Annotated in this window: 18 protein-coding genes; 15 read left to right on the top strand and 3 right to left on the bottom strand. The window is 38.3% G+C overall.

The genetic code is table 11. From position 1 onward, the window contains the following. Positions 1–382: 382 nt before the first annotated feature. From B4C08_RS03080 to B4C08_RS03060, 5 genes are all read left to right on the top strand, one after another. Complete coding sequence (locus tag B4C08_RS03080; protein ID WP_296662714.1) at positions 383–868, top strand: hypothetical protein; 486 nt, start codon at positions 383–385, stop codon at positions 866–868. A gap of 10 nt (positions 869–878) precedes the next feature. Then, positions 879–1,325, top strand: a complete 447-nt coding sequence (locus B4C08_RS03075; RefSeq protein ID WP_296662711.1) for a response regulator transcription factor — start codon at positions 879–881, stop codon at positions 1,323–1,325. 132 nt (positions 1,326–1,457) lie between these two features. Next, a complete protein-coding gene (locus tag B4C08_RS03070; RefSeq protein WP_296662709.1) occupies positions 1,458–2,612 on the top strand; it encodes a THUMP domain-containing class I SAM-dependent RNA methyltransferase in 1,155 nt (384 codons plus the stop codon). A gap of 3 nt (positions 2,613–2,615) precedes the next feature. Beyond that, entirely contained in the window at positions 2,616–3,218 is a 603-nt protein-coding gene (locus B4C08_RS03065) for a TetR/AcrR family transcriptional regulator (RefSeq protein WP_296662706.1), read from the top strand. A gap of 1 nt (position 3,219) precedes the next feature. Then, a complete protein-coding gene (locus tag B4C08_RS03060) occupies positions 3,220–3,879 on the top strand; it encodes a PrsW family glutamic-type intramembrane protease (RefSeq protein ID WP_296662704.1) in 660 nt (219 codons plus the stop codon). 2 nt (positions 3,880–3,881) lie between these two features. Here B4C08_RS03060 and B4C08_RS03055 read toward each other — a convergent pair whose 3' ends face one another. Both B4C08_RS03055 and B4C08_RS03050 read right to left on the bottom strand, forming a co-directional pair. Then, complete coding sequence (locus B4C08_RS03055; protein WP_296662702.1) at positions 3,882–4,286, bottom strand: Fur family transcriptional regulator; 405 nt, start codon at positions 4,284–4,286, stop codon at positions 3,882–3,884. Between the two features lie 76 nt (positions 4,287–4,362). Continuing rightward, the gene (locus B4C08_RS03050) at positions 4,363–4,905 is read right to left on the bottom strand and encodes a ferritin family protein (protein WP_013702649.1); all 543 of its coding nucleotides are present in this window, start codon (positions 4,903–4,905) and stop codon (positions 4,363–4,365) included. Between the two features lie 266 nt (positions 4,906–5,171). On the opposite strand from B4C08_RS03050, the gene B4C08_RS03045 reads away from it, so the two are divergent. The 9 genes from B4C08_RS03045 to B4C08_RS03005 all read left to right on the top strand — a co-directional run bounded on the left by B4C08_RS03045 (position 5,172) and on the right by B4C08_RS03005 (position 15,977). Next, positions 5,172–6,959, top strand: coding sequence for a DNA repair helicase XPB (locus B4C08_RS03045; RefSeq protein WP_296662699.1), 1,788 nt, complete (start codon positions 5,172–5,174; stop codon positions 6,957–6,959). Next, on the top strand, positions 6,956–9,055 hold the full coding sequence (locus tag B4C08_RS03040; RefSeq protein WP_296662696.1) for a helicase-associated domain-containing protein: 2,100 nt from the start codon (positions 6,956–6,958) through the stop codon (positions 9,053–9,055). Before B4C08_RS03045 ends, B4C08_RS03040 begins: the two co-directional genes overlap by 4 nt. 1 nt (position 9,056) lies before the next feature. Continuing rightward, positions 9,057–10,550: a type I 3-dehydroquinate dehydratase gene (locus B4C08_RS03035; protein WP_296662693.1), complete on the top strand. Its 1,494-nt coding sequence runs from the start codon at positions 9,057–9,059 to the stop codon at positions 10,548–10,550. After that, on the top strand, positions 10,550–11,269 hold the full coding sequence (rpiA, locus tag B4C08_RS03030) for a ribose-5-phosphate isomerase RpiA (RefSeq protein WP_296662691.1): 720 nt from the start codon (positions 10,550–10,552) through the stop codon (positions 11,267–11,269). The genes B4C08_RS03035 and rpiA overlap by 1 nt, the downstream gene beginning before the upstream one ends. 59 nt (positions 11,270–11,328) lie before the next feature. Then, a complete protein-coding gene (gene hisG / locus B4C08_RS03025; RefSeq protein ID WP_296662688.1) occupies positions 11,329–12,201 on the top strand; it encodes an ATP phosphoribosyltransferase in 873 nt (290 codons plus the stop codon). Between the two features lie 12 nt (positions 12,202–12,213). After that, a complete protein-coding gene (locus B4C08_RS03020; protein ID WP_296010585.1) occupies positions 12,214–12,831 on the top strand; it encodes an imidazoleglycerol-phosphate dehydratase in 618 nt (205 codons plus the stop codon). A 26-nt stretch (positions 12,832–12,857) separates the two neighbouring features. Next, positions 12,858–13,352 (top strand): Lrp/AsnC family transcriptional regulator, encoded by a 495-nt coding sequence (locus B4C08_RS03015; RefSeq protein WP_013702642.1) that lies wholly within the window; start codon positions 12,858–12,860, stop codon positions 13,350–13,352. Beyond that, positions 13,353–14,525 (top strand): pyridoxal phosphate-dependent aminotransferase, encoded by a 1,173-nt coding sequence (locus B4C08_RS03010; RefSeq protein ID WP_296010581.1) that lies wholly within the window; start codon positions 13,353–13,355, stop codon positions 14,523–14,525. It abuts the gene before it with no gap. Positions 14,526–14,639: 114 nt separating this feature from the next. Next, positions 14,640–15,977, top strand: coding sequence for a tetratricopeptide repeat protein (locus B4C08_RS03005; protein WP_296662684.1), 1,338 nt, complete (start codon positions 14,640–14,642; stop codon positions 15,975–15,977). 50 nt (positions 15,978–16,027) lie between these two features. On the opposite strand, the gene B4C08_RS03000 is transcribed toward B4C08_RS03005, so the two are convergent. Beyond that, positions 16,028–16,807 (bottom strand): MetQ/NlpA family ABC transporter substrate-binding protein, encoded by a 780-nt coding sequence (locus B4C08_RS03000; RefSeq protein ID WP_296030254.1) that lies wholly within the window; start codon positions 16,805–16,807, stop codon positions 16,028–16,030. 194 nt (positions 16,808–17,001) lie between these two features. Here B4C08_RS03000 and B4C08_RS02995 point away from each other — a divergent pair, with 194 nt between their 5' ends. Beyond that, complete coding sequence (locus B4C08_RS02995) at positions 17,002–18,708, top strand: hypothetical protein (RefSeq protein ID WP_296662679.1); 1,707 nt, start codon at positions 17,002–17,004, stop codon at positions 18,706–18,708. Positions 18,709–18,711 lie beyond the last annotated feature (3 nt).

Below are 18,711 nucleotides of genomic sequence, written 5' to 3'. Positions count from 1 at the left end.
AATTTTATAAGCCGAAAACAGCTTGGGCAGCGAATAAAAATTTTCGAACGGGCAGAAATTGCATTGGGCAAGGCATAAAGTTTTTCGAATGAGTAGAAATTGTGTCGGGAAGGTCGTTAAAGTTTCCGAACGAGCTGAAATTGCGCTGGGCAAGTCGTTAAAGTTTTCGAATGACTAAAAATTGCGTTGGGAAACGTGTAAAAGTTTTTGAATGAGATGAAATCGTGTTGGGAAGGTCGTTAAAGTTTTTGTGTCTGTAGAAATCCAAAAATTCCACCTGAAAAGTGCAAAAGTATAATATGCAAACTGGATTTTCGGTGGTAGATTTTTTATTAACACAGGCGGCAGTGTTTCCGTCTGCAAAAATCTAGCGGAGGTTTTTATGAAAAAGAAAATGAATGTCGGTTTTGTGGTATGCGTGGAGCTTCTTGTCATGGTTTGCTCTCTTGTTTTGTCGATTTTTCTGATAAAGGGGGACTTGTCGCTTGTTCCTATGTTCGTGGACTTGCCGTCGCTTGTGTTTCTTCTGCTTTTTTCTGTTCCGCCTATGGTGTGCAGCGGAATGTGGGGCGACTTTATGCGCGCTTTTTCAGCCGGAAAAAAGGACTTTAGCGTGGCTCTTCTCAAACGCAGTGAAAAGGCTGTCTCAATGATGCAGCGGTTTGTTCTTATCGGCGGATTTTTCAGCGTGTTTATCGCGCTTATTGTGTGCCTTTCGTTTGTTTCAGATTTTTCCATGCTGGGAAAGAATCTTGCGGTGGTCTGTATTTCGGCATTCTACACGGCGGCTCTTGAGTTCATTCTTATTCCTTTGGATGCGAATGTTCGGACTGCTCTTATTGACGCGATGAACCTTGACGAGGAATAGGGGCGGGGCGATGAAAAAAGGGGTGTTTCTTCTGTGTCTGGCTTTGTATGCGTTTTCGGTTACACTTACGATTTTTGTCCAGGCGGCGGGAATTGCAGACGAAAAGCTTAGGCTTTTATCCTCTTTTGGAAGCTTGATTTCGTTTTTTGCAGTTCTTGCGATGCTTTTTTTGATTTTCAGGCTGAAAGACAATAAAGAAAGCAAAGTGGAATCTTGTGGGCAGGGGCAGAAAAAAATTCCTTCCAAAGAAAAGTACCTTGAATTTGCGGCTAGAAACGGACTTTCCCGGCGAGAAAGTGAAATCGGCTATCTTGTTCTAGGCGGACTTTCAAATATTCAGCTTGCAGAAACTCTCTTTATTTCCCTTGCGACCGTAAAAAAGCACCTGACCCACATATACGAAAAGACCGAAACAAGCGGCAGAAAGGAATTCGCAGAAAAAGTGAAGGCATTTTGATATGGCTGGACTAAAATAAACACTCTAAAATTCCCTGTAGTTTTCTGTGTCCGTGCCAGAATCATCCGTGGATAAAAATTCAATCTGTATGTTTTCTTGTGTAAGTGAACATAAAATGTTAAAATGTCATTTATGAATACTTTTGTTGCTCTTTGCGCAGTTGGCGCAGAAAAAATTCTTGGAAATGAAATAAAACATTTGGGCTATACTCTTGCAGGAAACGCTCCGGGTCGTGTTTCGTTTTTAGGCGACAACGATGCTTTGTACCGCTCAAATTTTTGTCTTAGGACGAGCGACAGAGTTTATCTTCAGATGGCTCGTTATAAAGCTGACAACTTCGATTCTCTTTTTGAAGGCTGCTATAGAATTGACTGGCAGGATTTTTTTAGAAAGGATGTGCGTGTTGTTGTGGATAAAGTCCGTGTTTATAAAAGCCGGATTAACAGCGAGCATACAATTCAGGGAATGATTCAAAAGGCGATTTATACAAAGCTTGGAGATGTCTGGCGCATGAATTCTTTGCCGGAATCTGGAAATCAGGCGGATGTGCGTGTTTATATGGAACGGGACGAAGCTGTGATTTTGCTTGATACGAGCGGGCAGTCTTTGCATAAGCGCGGATACAGAACTGAAGGAGGCGCAGCTCCATTGCGTGAAACAACAGCAGCGGTTCTCTTGCAGGAAATGATGTGGCGCAGAAAAACTCCTTTGCATGATCCTTTTTGCGGCAGCGGAACAATTGCAATTGAAGCGGTTCTTTATGCTCACAACGTTGCTCCAGGTCTTGGAAGAAATTTTGCCTATGAAAATCTTTCTATATGTGATGCTTCCCGCGCTCTTGAAATAAAAAAAGAGGAAGCTGCAAAAATCCGCACAGATGTTGAATGCCATATTGCCGGAAGCGACATAGATCCGTTTGCAATTGACCGTGCAAAAATGAATGCGGAACACGCTTGCACAATGGCAGGAAGAGCCTTGCAGCTGATTGGAAGCGATATGCGCATTGAACGTCCTGAATTTTTTGTAAGTGATTTTGAAGCTTTGCATTCAGAATTTGAAAATGGACTTATACTTTGCAATCCTCCTTATGGCGAGCGTTTGGGCGATGAGATTCAGGCCGAAAACCTTTATAGAAAAATGGGCAGCTTGATTTCAAATTTTGAAAACTGGCAGATGGGAATTATTACAAGTCAAAAATCTTTTGAAAACTGTCTTGGAAAAAAAGCTTCCGCGGTAAAGCCTTTAAAAGCTGGAAATTTGGACACTTCTTTTTATATTTACAGGTAAAATATGGCGATTGTTGTTGAGCACGAAAAGCGCAAAAGGGAAATTCTTGAAAAGTCATTTCAGCTTTTTATAGAAGATGGATACGAAGATGTTACTTACCAGAAAATCGCAGACAAATGCGGAATTACTCGTACAACTCTTTATATATATTTTAAAAATAAGCGTGAAATTTTTTTATGGAGCATAAAGCAGCTTACAAACGATGTTGAGCAGGAACTTATTGGAATTATAAAAAACAGCCAGATTGATTCCATAGAATGCCTTAAGCAGATTTTTTTGTGCATAATCGACATTGCGGAAAGCAACCGGGCGTTTTTCCGTGTTTTAAAAATGTATCTTATGCAGCTTGAAAAAAGCGGCGTGGATATAAACGACCGTGTAACAAGGCGCGTTATCAGAATTCAGCATTTGATGAATATGGTTTTAATCCGCGGACAAAAAAAAGGTGAAATAAAAAATCTTCCCATAAAGGAAATAAACAGCTTGCTTTACTGTCTTTTGGAAACTTCAATTTTCCGGCTTGGAATTCTTAATCAGGAAAATCTTGATGAAATGCGCGGAACGGTTCAGTTTGTAATAGAGCAGTTTAGGGCGGAGAAAAAATAAAATGAATTTTATAGGTTTGATTCCACCGTTTTTAATTTGCACAATTCCTGTTTTGGCGGCATTGGCTTGCATGGTTGTTCTTATAAAAGAATTCAAGCTTAGCTTTGGATTTATTGCTGTTTTCTGCGGACTTTTTGCTGTTGTTCCGATTGTGGCAATTCAGTTTTTTTTGGAAGTTTTCAGGCTGGTTAACGTGCATTCTCTTTTTTCCGTTTTGATAAAAAGCATTCTTGTAAACGGCGTTGTTGAAGAAACTATAAAAATGGCGGTGTTTTTTCTTTTTCCGTCAAAAAAAATGTCGATGAAAGTTTTTTTTGCCTGCGCCGTTTTGAGCGGACTTTCGCTTGGCTGCTTTGAAACTTTGATTTATATTGCATCTGGAATTAAAAATCTTGAACTTAGACTTTTGACTGCGGTTGTTATTCATTCTTGTTGCGCAGGACTTTCGGGGCTTTTTGTTTTCAATCTAAAGAATAGAAGCTTTAAAATTTATCCGTTTGTTCTGGCGGTTTTGCTGCACGGAATCTACAATTATTTTGCGGGATTTAAAATGGACAGCATGTTCTTTTGGTTTTCACTTGTTGTAGTTTTGATTGCTGTTGTTGAATGCCGGATTCGTTACAGAGCAATGAATCCGGAAGGACTGATTCTTTTTCAGTAGAATTAAGAGCAGTCTTTGCAAATTCCCCAGATATTGGTTTGAATTTTTTCTGCTTTAAATCCGTCTTGTAAAAATTGCGATGGAAGCTCGACTGGTTTAAAAATATCAAAAATTTTTCCGCATTTTACACATTTAAAATGCAGATGATTTGAAGTGTCCGCATCGTATCTAAGCTCGCCATCTTCAATTGTAATTGTCTGCACAAGTCCGCATTCAGAAAACTGCTTAAGCGTATTGTAGACAGTTGTGCGCGATAAAGTTGGCATTTGCGGAGAAAGTGCAGTGTAAATTGTGTCAACGGTCGGGTGAACTGGATGTTCCGCAAGAAATTTATAAATTGCCATTCTTTGAATTGAAGGGCGGATATTTTTTTCTTCTAGTTTTGCTGCGATTTGTTCGTGGTTCATTTTTTCTCTTGAAACTTTTTGGAATTTAAAAACACCATGCAATGAAAATGTTTTCAAAGCACAGTGTTTTTTTAATTTACTTGCTGAAATAACGCTGCATTATTCCTTTGAATCCTGCTCCGTGGCGCGCTTCATCTTTTGCCATTTCATGCACAGTATCGTGAATTGCATCGTAGCCAAGTTCTTTTGCGCGTTTTGCAAGCTGAAGTTTTCCTTCGCAAGCTCCTGCTTCCGCGTCTGCTCTCATCTGAACATTTTTCTTTGTTGAATCAGTAAGAACTTCCCCAAGGAGTTCTGCGAATTTTGCTGCGTGTTCGGCTTCTTCAAAAGCATAGCGTTTGTATGCCTCTGCAATTTCCGGGTAGCCTTCGCGATCTGCCTGACGGGACATCGCAAGGTACATTCCAACTTCCGAGCATTCACCGGCGAAATTTTCACGAAGTCCTTTTACAACTTCTTCATCCAAGCCTTTTGCAGAACCAACCTGATGTTCGCATGCAAATCCTTTTGTTTCAACCATTTCATTGAAAGCATTTTTTGCATGGCAAACTGGACACTCTTCTGGCGCATTGTCTCCTGTGTGAACATATCCGCATACTTTGCAAACCCATTTTTTCATAATAACCTCCTAAGTTCCTTACACTTGATTATTTATAAATTTGTATTTATTACAATAATGATATTATTATAATAAATTTATTTTGTCAACAAAAATTTGACAAATTTAAATTCCGGGCTTAAAATAAAAAATGTCGGAAAACTCTTGTTGTTTTTCATAGATAGACTCTCCTCAAAAAACCGGTTTGTCGTTGGCAGACCGGTTTTTTTATACGCTCTGTCGTAAAATATTGTAAGCCTTGCTGATTCATTATATAATACGCTGATATGCCTGAAAGCGAAAATCCTTTAATTGTTCAGTCTGACAGAACTCTTTTGCTTGATGTCCATGCGCCTCTTGCCGAAGAATGCAGGGCGGCCTTGATTCCTTTTGCGGAACTTGTGCGCTCTCCTGAACATTTGCATACATATCAAATTTCATCTCTTTCATTGTGGAATGCTGAAAGCGCAGGGTTTACAGGCGAGCAGGCAGTTGAAACTTTAAAAAAATTTTCCCGTTATGAAATTCCGCAGAGCGTTGTTGTTTGGATTGAAGAAACTTCCGGGCGTTTTGGAAAACTCAGGCTGGTTCAAGGTCCTTCCGTTGAAAATTCTGACGGAATAAAGGAAGAATATCTTTATCTTGTTTCAAATTCTCCGCATGTTTTTAAGCAGATTGAAGCTAATGCCTTTGCCAGAAAATTTCTTGTTCCGTGTGAATGCGCAAAAGAATTTTCTGCAGGACTTTCAGAAAAAGAGAAGAATTTTTGCTTTAAACTTTTGCTTACAGACCGCGGAATTGTTAAGCAGAATCTTTTAAAGATTGGCTGGCCTGTAAAAGATGATGTTCCGCTGCAAGATGGTTCGCCTCTTGAAATAAATCTGCGGAAAACAACTTTGAGCGGACGGCCTTTTTCAATCCGTGAATATCAAAAAGCTGCGGCAAATGCGCTTGTTGGGAATAAAGGACCGGGAACAGGATTCGGCACTATTGTGCTTCCTTGCGGTGCAGGAAAAACAATTGTCGGCATGGAAATAATGAGCCTTTTAAAGACCAATACGCTTATTATAACTACAAATATTACAGCTGTTCATCAGTGGATAGATGAGCTTATTGATAAAACTGATTTGGATGCGGGCCAGATTGCTGAATACACTGGCGAAAATAAAACTATAAAACCTGTAACGGTTGCCACTTATCAGATTCTTACTTGGCGTCCTGACAAAAATGGTCCGTATCCGCATTTTTCACTTTTCAGGCAGAACAACTGGGGGCTTGTTATTTACGATGAAGTTCACATGATTCCGGCTCCTGTTTTTAGAGTTGCGGCAGAACTTCAGGCTGTGCGGCGTGTCGGGCTGACTGCGACTCTTGTGCGTGAAGATGGTTGTGAAGGCCACGTTTTTTCTTTGGTTGGTCCTAAAAGATATGATGTTCCTTGGAAGGAGCTTGAAAAGGCAAAGTGGATTGCAAAGGCAGAATGCATTGAAGTTCGTCTTGGGCTTCCGGAAAATAAAGAAATTGAATATGCAGTTGCGGGAAACAGAGAAAAGCACAGAATTGCAAGTGAAAATCCTTTGAAGAATAAAATTGTTCAGGAACTTGTTGAAAAATTTAAGGATGACAAAATCCTTATAATCGGGCAATTTTTAACTCATCTTGAAATTATTGCCAATCTTTTAAATGTTCCAATTATTACTGGAAAAACAAAAAATTCCGAACGTGATATAATTTATGATGATTTTCGAAACGGAAAAATCCGTGTGCTTGTTGTCAGCAAGGTTGCGAATTTTGCAATTGATTTGCCGGATGCAAGCATGGCTATTCAAGTGAGCGGAACTTTCGGTTCAAGACAGGAAGAGGCTCAGCGGCTTGGAAGGATTCTTCGCCCAAAAGAAAGAACCTCAAGATTTTTTACTTTGATTACGCGTGGAACAGTTGAAGAAGATTTTGGAAGCAACCGTCAAAAATTTTTAGCCGAGCAAGGATATTCGTATAGAATTGTCCGCTACGAAAATGAAAATAGTTTTGACGAGCTTGAAGTTCCGATTCAAATTGAAGGATGTGGCCAATGAATTTAGATGCAAAAGTTCAAAAGATAATTCAATGGCGAGAAAGTTTTTGTACTTTGCCGGACAAATTTTTTTTCGAGTTAGTCAGAATTTATCTTGGCGAAGTAAAAACTCCTTATAACAAACAAAAGCTGGCGGAAGAAATCGGAGCTTTTCTGCGCAAAAAAGAAACCCGGGAATCAATTGTAAAATTTCTTGACAGCACTGATATAAAAATTCTTACGGCGATAAAATTTTTGAACGAGCCTGATGTTGAAAAACTTGAAAAATTTTTTTCGTCTTCAATTCAGCAAGGAGAATTTTACAGCGCAGTTGCAAGCCTTGAAGAACGTCTTTTGATTTTTTCTGTCCGTGGGAAAAATTCTGAAAAAAACTTAATAAAAATAAATCCGTATCTTGAAGATGATTTGAGCGGCTTGTTGAATTTGCAAAATTTGATAAGTCCAGAAAACGCAAAAAAATTTCCTGAACGTCGGCTAAAAATTTCTTCTGAACTTCTTGCAGTTTTTATCTGTTATATTTCAAGCCATCCTGATATTTGCAAAAACAACGGAGAGCTGAAAAAGAAAGCGGCTTCTGATTTGGCGGAAATTTTTCAGGAGAATTTCAACAAGGAATTTTTTGAAACACTTTTTAAAGCCCTCAAAAATCTTCATCTTGTTCAGGAAGATTCTGAAGGAAAAGGATTTTTTGTTGACTGGCAGAAACTTGAGCTTTTTTCAAATTTGACTTTTGGAAATCAATCTGCATATATTTGCGCCGCTTGTACAGGTTCGTTTTCAAGAAGCATGATTTTGTCTAGCGCGGAAATTTTTTTCAAGACGCTTTCATTTTTGAAGCAAGAAGTTTACACAAGACAGAAAATTCTTCAGATTGCTTTTTTGCTAAAAGATAAAAATTCTCGTTACTCCGAAAATTCTTTTAGCCGTTTTTCAAGAATTGTTGCGTTTGGAGCTTCTGCAGAAAATTCTTGTGTTGATTCAAATTTTTTAGATGCGATGCTTGACTGCGCGATTGAACTTGGAATTGTCGATTCAGTTTCTGAAGGTGAAAATGAATTTATTTGTGTGAATCAGATTTTTGAAGAAAAAAAATCGCAAGGTTCTTTGAGCATTGATGCAGGTTTTTCAGTTACAGTTTTGCCGGGATTTTTGCTTTCGGAGCTTGTTCCGCTTATAAAATTTCTTTGTCCAAAAAAATGCGACACAGCTGCTGTTTTTGAAATTACGCGACAGTCTGTTTTAAAAGCTTTTGATTTTGAAATGACGAGAGAGCAGATTTCCGCAATTTTAAAAAAATATTCGCATTACGAAATTCCGCAGAATCTTTTGGTTTCGCTTGATGAATGGGCAGATTCTTATGATTCGGCTGCGCTTTATAAAGGTTATGTTTTAAAAATTCGCCCTGAAAATTCTATTGTAATTGAAAAAAAACTTTCATCGTATATTATTGAAATTTTGTCGCCTGGAATTTTTTTGATGAATTTTTCATCCGATGAGCAGGCAAAAAATTGTGTTGCGCGTCTTGGGCTTGATTTTGTTGGAAATGTAAAATCCGCAAAAAAAACTGCGCCTGCTTTGGGTTTTCCGGAAATTGATTTTGATTCTAAAATTTTATCTTGTTCTTCAGAAATTTTGTCCACAGAAAATTCTATGGCTCTTGGCTCAAAAAAAGAAGTTTCTAAAATTCTTGAGGATTTTAAAAATCAACTTGAAAATATTTCAGCTTCCGCAGAGCAAAAAGAAGGGCTTGTGGATCGAATAAAACGGCGCGTGGTTTTGTCTTCGGATCAGCTTAGGCCTGAAAGTGTTAAGTTTGAACTTACCGAGGCGAGCGGAATGAATTTTACAGGAAAGCTCAGAGTTTTGGAAAGCGCACTTCAGAATGAAGATTTGGTTGAACTTGAAATGTCTACAACAAAAGAAATTTTAATAGGCGTTCCAAGAGCTGTTGTAAAAAATCAAATTCTTTTTTTAGTTTGCAAAAATCCTGAAACAAATTCAGTTGAAGAATACGAAGTTTCAATTGCTTTGATTTCAAAAGTAAAAAAAATCAGAAGTTCAGCTTCATTTTTAAATTTAATTGCAAAGGAGTCTTGAAATGGAATCGCCAAAAGTTTGTCTTACGCTGACTGAAAAAACTCTTGCAGAAGACTTGGAGCTTCTTAACAAATATAGAAGTTATGTTGACATGGCGGAGCTGCGTGTTGATTTTTTAAATCAAGATGAGCGGCTTTATGCAAGGCGGTTTCCGTCAATGGCTGGCTTGCCGTGCATTTTGACAATCAGGCGTGAAATTGATGGCGGAAAATTTGTAGAAGGAGAATCTGCCCGCACAATTCTTTTTGCCCGTGCGCTTTCTTTTGCCGATGAGGATAAAACTAAAAATTTTGCCTATGTTGATTTTGAGGAAGATTTTCATATTTCAAGCCTTGAAGATGCGACTCTTGCCTTTGAGACAAAAGTAATCCGAAGTTTCCATGATATGAAAAATCCCGTAAGAAATATTTTGGAGCGGCTAAAAGAACTGAATCCTTCCGGACTTGAAATTCCAAAGATTGCATTTATGCCTCACACTCTTGATGATGTTACAAATCTTTTTGAGCAGGCTTCTAAAATTTCTGGTAACAATCATATTTTGCTTGCGATGGGCACGATGGGAATTCCGACTAGAGTTCTTGGTGCAAAACTGAAAAACTTTTTGACATACACTTCCGCGCCGGAATCCATTCAAAATACGTCAAATATTGCTCACTTGGATGCTGTAAAACTCGGCGGACTTTACAGAACAAAATCTATAAATGAAGCAACTAAAATCTTTGGAATTACCGGCTGGCCTCTTTCTGGCACTTCAAGTCCTGAGCTTCATAATACAGGTTATTGCCGCCACGGAATGAATGCTGTTTATATTCCTTTTCCTGCTGAAAAATTTGAGCAGGCGATTGATTTTTCTGAGCAAGTTGGAGTGCAGGGACTTTCTGTAACTGTTCCGCATAAAGAAGCAGCTCTTGCAAGGGCTGATTTTGTGGACAATGCCGCGCTTGAAATTGGTTCAAGCAATACGCTGATAAAAAAAGATGGGAAATGGCTTGCGTACAACACAGATGCGGAAGGTTTTTTAAAAGCGCTGCTTGAATTTCTGAATTTAAAAAATTTAAAGCATAAAAAAATTTCTATAATTGGAGCGGGCGGAGCTGCAAAAGCAGTTGCGTATGCTGTTTATAATTCCGGCGGAAAAGCCTGTATTTTTAATCGTACTTTGTCAAAGGCAAAAGAACTTGCTGAAAAATACGATTTTAAATATGCTCCACTGAATTTTGAATCAGTTTCTACGATTAGAAAATATTCAGACGTGATTATTCAGACCACCTCAAAAGGAATGCATTGCGAAGAACTTTCTAATCCTGAAAATGATCCGCTTTATTTTTATGACTTCAATGGAAAGGAAGCTTTGTTTGACATAATTTATATGCCGAAAGCCACTCCGATAATGGTGCGCGCAAGAGAGGCTGGTTGCAAAATCTGCAATGGATTCAGCATGCTTCTTTATCAGGGATATAGGCAATTTGAATTGTATACAGGAGTTGAATACTGATGTGTATTTCTAAAGACGAACAAAAAATTTTAGCTGCAACAACCGCAGTTGATTCTTTAATCAAAGAAGGGAAAATTTTCAGCGGAATGAAAATCGGACTTGGAACCGGCTCTACTGCAATGCCGGCTGTAAAAAGACTTGCACAGAGAATTGAAGACGGAACTTTAAAAGACATAAAGGCCGTTGCAACAAGTTTTCAGACTACATTGGCTTGTGAAGAACTTGGAATTCCAGTTTACACATTGAACGACAAAGCAATAAATGGAAGTCTTGACCTTGCAATTGACGGTGCAGACGAAATTGATCCTGACAACAATCTTATAAAAGGCGGCGGCGCGGCATTGCTCCGTGAAAAAATCATTGCATATAATTCAGCAAGGTTTGCTATTGTTGCGGATTCCTCAAAAGATGTAAAAAGCCTTGGAACTGGTTTTGCGCTTCCTGTTGAAATTATAGCTGAAGCCCGAGTTCCTGTAATTAAAGCCTTGGAAAAACTTGGTGCGGAATGTGTTCTGCGTGAAGGCGTAAAAAAAGCCGGTCCTGTAATCACAGACAACGGAAATCTTATCTTGGACTGCAAATGGAAATCTCCTGTTAATCCACAGGAAATGGAAGAAAAAATCGACAGAATAATCGGCGTTGTTGAATGCGGATTTTTTACAAAGATAAAGCCAGAAGTTTTTATTGCAAAATCTGACGGAACTGTTGAGCGCCGCTAGTTTTTATGTTTGTTCTGCAACTTGAATTTAGAGGCAACTTCAATTTATAATTGTATATTATGGAAAAATTAAAAATTTTATTGGCAAAAGGAAGAATTTACGAATCTGTATATGAGCTTTTAAGCGATGTTGGAATTTCTTTAAAGCTTCCAGACAGAACATATTTTCCTATAACAAATCAAAAAGACCTTGCATTTCAAGTTGTAAAGCCGCAGATTGCGAGTGTTCTTCTTGCGGCAAATAAAGCTGACATTGCTTTTTCCGGGAAAGACTGGGTTTTTGAAAATGGCGTCGAAGATTCACTTGTTGAAATAATGGATTTGGGATTTGATCCTGTTCGTGTTGTTGCTGCAATTCCAGAAGATTTTGACTATGAAGAGCTTGCAAAGAAAAATGTTACAATTGCAACTGAATACCAGAATCTAAGCAAAAAATGGGTTGAAGCAAAAAAAATCAACGGAACAATTTTCCGTACTTGGGGAACAAGCGAAGGATTTGTTCAAAACACAGAAGATTCAATTGCGCAGATTCTTATTGACAATACAAGCACAGGCTCTTCTTTGAAGGCGAACCGTTTAAAAATTGTGGACACTCTCATGGAAAGTTCTACAAGAATGTATGCGTCAAAAGAGGCGATGGCTGATTCAGAAAAAAAACAAAAAATTCTTGAACTCAAAATGCTTTTTTCTGCGGTTCTTGATGCGCGCGACCGTGTTATGCTTGAGATGAATGTTTCCAAGGAAAAATTTGACACGCTTGTAAAGGCAATTCCGTCTATGAGAAGCCCGACTGTAAGTCCGCTTTTTGGCGATTCAGGATATGCTGTAAAAACCGCTGTTAAAAAAAGTGAAGTTCCAGTTCTTCTTCCAAAGCTCAAAGAATTTGGAGCCACAGACATTTTGGAATATGAACTTAGAAAAGTCATGTCGTAAGGAATTTTTCAAATGGAAAGAACTGCAAGCATAAAACGCATAACTGGCGAAACACAAATAGAACTTTCTTTAAATCTTGACGGAACTGGAAAATGCTCTGTAAAAAATCCAATAGGCTTTTTTGGTCACATGCTGAATTCTTTTTGCAAGCATGGACTTTTTGATTTGAGCGGAGAATTAAAAGGCGATTTGGAAGTTGACCAGCATCATCTTATAGAAGACACAGGAATTGTTCTTGGACAATGCTTTGCTTCTGCTTTGGGAAACTGCGCAGGAATTTATAGAAGCGGATTTTCAATTTATCCTATGGATGAAAGTCTTTTGCAGGCTGCTGTTGATTTTGGCGGACGTCCGTTTTGCGTTGTAAATGCGGCTCTTTCCAATATTCCGCTTGTTTCAATTGGACAGGACGAAAAATCTTCTTCGTTTCAAACTGATTGCTTTGAGGATTTTTGGCAGGGATTTGTAAACGGCGCAAAGTGCAATTTGCATCTTGATACAATCCGCGGAAGAAGCGATCATCATAAAATCGAAGGACTTTTTAAAGCAGCAGCCCGGGCAATTCGTCAGGCGGTGGAAATTGATTCAAGACGCAACGGAGAAATTCCAAGCACGAAAGGACTAATTTAGAATTTTAATTTTATAGAAGGTTAAAAATGGACAGCACAGAAGAAATTTTAAATTTGCTGCGTGATAATGCGCGTATTTCTGTAGAAGATATTTCCGCGATGACAAAAAAATCAGTTGAAGAAGTCAAGTCAATTATCCAGCAACTTGAAAATGACGGCGTTATTATGAAATATGCCGCAATTATAAATCCTGAAAAAGATTCCAAGGCAAAAGAAAAAGTCTGCGCAGAAATTGAAATTCAAGTTACACCAGAACGCGAGCATGGATTTGATGGAATTGCTGACAGAATTTACAGGTTTCCGCAGGTAAAATCTCTTTATCTTATGAGCGGCGGCTACGATTTAAAGGTAATAATTGAAGGCGAAACTTTGCAGGAAGTGGCGCTTTTTGTTGCAAGAAAACTTTCTACGCTTCAAGGTGTGCGCTCAACAAAAACCCATTTTATTTTAAAGACTTACAAAGAAAATGATATTGTTTATATAGAAGAAAATTCCGACAGCCGGGAAGGAGCAATGGCTTAAATGAATACAAGAGAAGATAAATTCAGTTCGTCAATGGTGCAGACTCCACCAAGCGGAATCCGAAAATTTTTTGAAATGCTGATTGGGCATGACGATGTAATTTCGCTTTCTGTTGGAGAGCCTGATTTTCCAACTCCTTGGTGCATTCGTGAGGAAGCTTTTTATCATCTTGAAAAAGGACATACAAGCTATACTTCAAACTGGGGCTTGCTTGAGCTGCGTGAAGAAATTTCAAAATATATGCAAAAATACAATATGCATTATAATCCGCAGAAAGAAATTCTTATAACGGTTGGAGCAAGTGAAGGCGTTGATGCTTCTTTGCGTGCAATTCTTAATCCCGGAGATGAAATTATTGTATGCCAGCCTTGCTATGTAAATTATGTTCCTTTGGCGCGTCTTTGCGAAGTCAATGTTGTTCCTGTTGATACAAGCGTAAATGGATTTTATCCGACTGCGCAGCAAATTGAAAATGCACTTACTCCAAAAACAAAAGCTGTTATGATTTGTTCTCCAAACAATCCGACTGGAACAATGATTCCAAAAGAGGAACTTGAAAAAATTGCGGAAATTGTAAAAAAACATCAGCTTTGGGTTATAAGCGATGAAATTTACTGCGAGCTTGCTTATGATGAAGCGGAACATGTCTCAATTGGCTCTTTCCCCGGAATGAAAGATTACACGATTATTCTTAACGGATTTTCAAAATCTTTTGCAATGACAGGCTGGCGAATTGGATATATTGCGGCTCCTGCTGAACTTCTTGCTCAGATTGTAAAGCTTCATGGATACAATACAATTTGCGCGCCAATTTTCAGTCAGTATGCGGCTACGGAAGGTTTGCGCAACGGCTGGTCTGAAGTTGAAAAAATGCGTGTAAGCTATCAGCAGCGAAGAAATTTGATGTACAAGGCATTTTGTGATATGGGACTCCCTGTTCCAGAGCCTTCTGGAGCTTTTTATATGTTCCCGGACATTTCTTCAACAGGGCTTTCAAGCGAAGACTTTGCTACAAAGCTTTTTCAAAAGCATAATGTTGCTGTTGTTCCAGGAAGCGTTTTTGGAGCGGGCGGAGAAGGACACATAAGATGCTGTTATGCAACTGCTATTGATAAAATAAAAGTTGCCTTGGATAGAATTGCAGATTTTGTTCAGGAATGCCGAAAAAATTAAATTTTGGTAAGGTTAAAAAATTCCGATAAATAATAAACGGGGGAATTTTTGGGTTCATAAGAACTTTTGAAATTCCCTCAAATAATTTTGCTTTGATAAGGAAGGTTTTAGAATATGTCATATCTTATTGCTGGTGTTATAATGATTGCTCTTGTTGCAGTTCTTACTTTGTTCATGGGAAAAAATGGCGGCAGCACCAAAGAGAAAAAAACTAGCAATAGGAATAAAGCTCAGATTATAAAAGAGGCGAATAAAAAACTTGCGAAAAATCCGCATGACCCGGCAGGACTTATTCCGCTTGGCGATGTTTATTTTTCGAGCCAAATTTGGGACAAGGCATATTTGATTTATAACGACATTTCAAAACTTGATTCAAAATCTGGAGTTGTTAATCTAGGCGAGTGTTTTTTGCGGCTTGGAATTAGCGCGCTTCAGCTTGGAAAAAATCCAGAAGCAGTCCAGGCTTTAGTGAGCGCATACAAAATAAATTCTGTCAGCTTTGAAAATAATTTTTACCTTGGCAAGGCAATGTTCAGCCAAAAGCTGTATGAAAAAGCTGTGCCTTTGTTTAAAAAAGCTATCCTTGCGAAGCCTGAATCTAGCGGTGTTTATTTTTTACTTGCACAAAGCCTTTATTTTGCCAAGAAATACCGCGAATGTCTTTCTTTCTTTAAAAAAGCCTTGGATGAAGATCCTTCAAACAAAGAAGCGCTTTTTAATATGTCGGATGCAATGTTTCAAGAAGGACGCGGAGATCGTGCTATAAAAATTTTTATGCATCTTAGAGCTGATCCTGTTTATGGCGCAAGGTCTTGTCTTAGAGCTGGAATTTTTCATACAAAAATAAATGATTTGAATTCTGCGGTTCAGGATTATGAAATCGGACTTAAGCACGAAAACGAGCCTTCTGACATAAGAGTTGAAATTGAATACAATCTTGCACGCTGCTATTTTGAAAAGAAGCAGATTGCAAAAGGCCTTGCGCTTTTAAAGTCAATTCGAAATTCTGTTCAGAATTACAAGGATGTAAATTCACTTATAAACCGTTATCAGGAGCTAAGCCAGAACAGCAATTTGCAAATTTATATTTCCGCGAATAGCAATGATTTTGTAACGCTTTGCCGGAAATTTATTTTGACTAAGTATAAAAATTCAAACGTAAAAATTCAAAACATAGAAAACGACTCGCTTTATACTGATATTTTAACTGAAATTTTTGCAGCAACTTGGCAAGATGTTGTTTTGTTCAGGTTTTTTAGGACAACAGGTTCTGTCGGAGAAATTTACATAAGGGAATTCCATGAGCACATGAGCGATGTAAATGCTGAACGCGGATTTTGTGTTTCCGCAGGAATTTTTTCAGAGGAAAGCAAAAAATACATTGAGGGCCGCCCAATTGATTTAATAGAAAAAACAGAACTTACAAAAATATTAAAGCAGATTTCAATTTAAAATAAAAAAGGACTTACAGTTAATGCAAGCCCTTTTTGTTCAATGTAGATTTAGAATGCGGCTACAACTTCGCCGTCTTTGAATTTTTCAGAAATGTAATTCTTGATTTTATCGCTCTGCAATGCCTTTACAAGTGCTTTTACGCGAGGATCATTCTGATTTCCGTCTTTTACAACGATAATATTAACATAAGGCGAATCTTTTCCTTCTACAAAAAGTCCGTCTTTTGTTGCAGAAAGTCCTGCTGGAATTGCGTAGTTTCCGTTGATAACAGCCGCATCAACATCATTTAAAGTGCGTGGAATTGAAGCTGCGTCAAGCTCTTTGAATTTAAGTTTAAGCGGATTTTTTGCTATGTCGAGAGTTGTCGCTGTTATTCCTGCGTCTTTTTTAAGCTCAATAAGTCCTGCTGCCTGAAGAAGCAAAAGCGCGCGTCCTCCGTTTGTAGGATCGTTTGGAATTGCAATTGTCGCCTTTTTCTTCAAGTCTGAAAGTTTTGAAACTTTTTTTGAATAAAGTGCGATTGGCTCGATGTGGATTCCACCTGCGTTTACAAGATGATAGCCTTTTTCCTTGTTTGTGGATTCCATGTAAGGAATGTGTTGGTCAAAGTTTGCGTCAAGCTCGCCGCTTTCAAGTGCATCGTTAAGAATAACATAATCTGTCATTTCAATAACCTGAATGTCAACGCCCTGAGCTTTTAAATCATCTTTTACAAGATTGAGCATTTCTGCGTGAGGAACAGGAGTTGCCCCAACTTTTAATTTTGCCTGTGCAGACAAAAGCGCTGCTGCAAAAACTGCTGCAGTCAATGTTAATATTTTTTTCATTTTTCTTCCTCCAAAAATATTTAAGATAAACTAAAAATATCTTTTCTTGCTTGAACTGTCAATTATTATATTTTTATATTTGGCTATAGATTTTGTTTATAACATTTATTGCTTTGCAATACTAAGATAGTCATGTTATAATAAGATGAAGATTTGTTTTTATAAAATGCATTTAAATAAAGTTGGAGAACAACATGGCTTTTGATGATGATATTGATCCAAGTATTGCTGCCTTGCTTGCTGACACTCAAGATGAAATTCCAGAAGTGGAATTAAATGTGCCTAAAAAAGACGGAATTTCTTCTTTTAGCAGACCGCAGAATAAAGACTTTGAAAATTTTGTAGCTGAAAAAGCATCAGGCAAGCCCAAAATGAACGGTTGTGTTCCTGAAGTTGATTTAAATATAAAATCATTTGCTCCAATTGAAAAATATTTTGAAGATACTCCGAGCAAATGCTATGATGATCCTGCGTATTATAAAAAATGCCTTACAGGAGAAGGCGCAAGTTCCCAGAGGCTTCATTCACTTTTGGTAAAGTATCTTAATTGCCAGGATAAAAAAGACCGAACAGTTTACCGCCAGCAGATAATCACGGCTTATTGGGAATTTCTAAGAAATCTTGCTCCAAAAATGGCAAGTTCTTCTATTGAAGACTGCAAGAGAATGGCTATGAGATTTGGCATTTTGCTTCCGTCCTTGGCAACTCCAGAGCAAAAAAATATGTTTGCCCGTGCGATAGACAAGAACAATACTTATGAGCCGATTCTTTATATGGATGAATGGATTCGTTCTGTTGCGCTTGGACACATGAAGCCTAGTACGACTGACGAAGTTCCAACAAGAGGTGTTGCAAAAGGACCTGTTGCAGAACAACAGCATATCATGGCTTTAAAAAGCAAGAACAATGGAAAAATCCAGACCTCAGAAAGTCTTTTGAATGCAAAAGAAGCTGAAAGGGCTAATTTGGAAAATTCAGTTGAAGGCAAAATCCGCGATATTTTTCAGCATGATTCACTGCCTGGACTTGAGCCTCATAAAAATCCTTACACAGATTTACAGAGAAAACTTTTTTCTGATGTTATAAATGATTTCCGGCAGCTTCAAAAAATAGACAAAGAGCTTTCAAAGCATCTTGAGGATTTTAAGGAAGCAAAACAGACGGAGCAGAGCCTCAATGACAAGTCAACTGATTTTGTGGAAGAAGTCAATGTCGGAAAAGAAGAAATTCTTGGTGAAATGAGCACAATCCGCCAGATGGCAAAAATGACTTGTGGCCGCCAAGGAAATCAGTATCCGATTTTTACAAGGGAATTTTTTCACTGTACAGAAAAAGGAACTGGATTCCGCGAGAATGTAATCCGCGAGCTGTCTTGGATAGAATCGATTGACCCGCAGTGCTTTTGCCGCATACATAAGAATGTTCCGCATAGAATTGTTCCTTATGTTTTGCTTGTTCCAACTTATGGTGATGTTGGGTTTTGCTGGGAACCGTTTGACCGTTACAATAGACTTTCTAGCCGCGGGCGTATTGCGATTCCAATGTATCCGCGCGATTTAAAGATTGCGTGCCTTACTGCGGTTGCTGATTTAAGATGGCAAGTTGCTAAAGAAAAAGCTTCTTTTGACTGGATGAGCGACGGACTTACTGGACATTATTATCAGTATCTTGAAGAGCACAAAATGAAGGGCGACATAAAGCAGTTCTTTATAGAGGACTATATTCTTTGGATGACAAAAGAATCTATGGGAACACAGAAACTTGAAAAAGAAGTCCGCGGAATTTTCTGGCGTTATATTCCTTTCCCACAGGAAACAAAAGAAGATTTAAAGAAACGCAGCCTTGTTTATCAGGAACTTTATCAGCGCGATATAAACAGAAGCATGAGTGATGGGTATTGATGA

Source organism: Treponema sp. UBA753, assembly GCF_002297325.1.
GTDB lineage: Bacteria > Spirochaetota > Spirochaetia > Treponematales > Treponemataceae > Treponema_D.
This window is presented reverse-complemented; position numbering and strand designations above follow the sequence as displayed.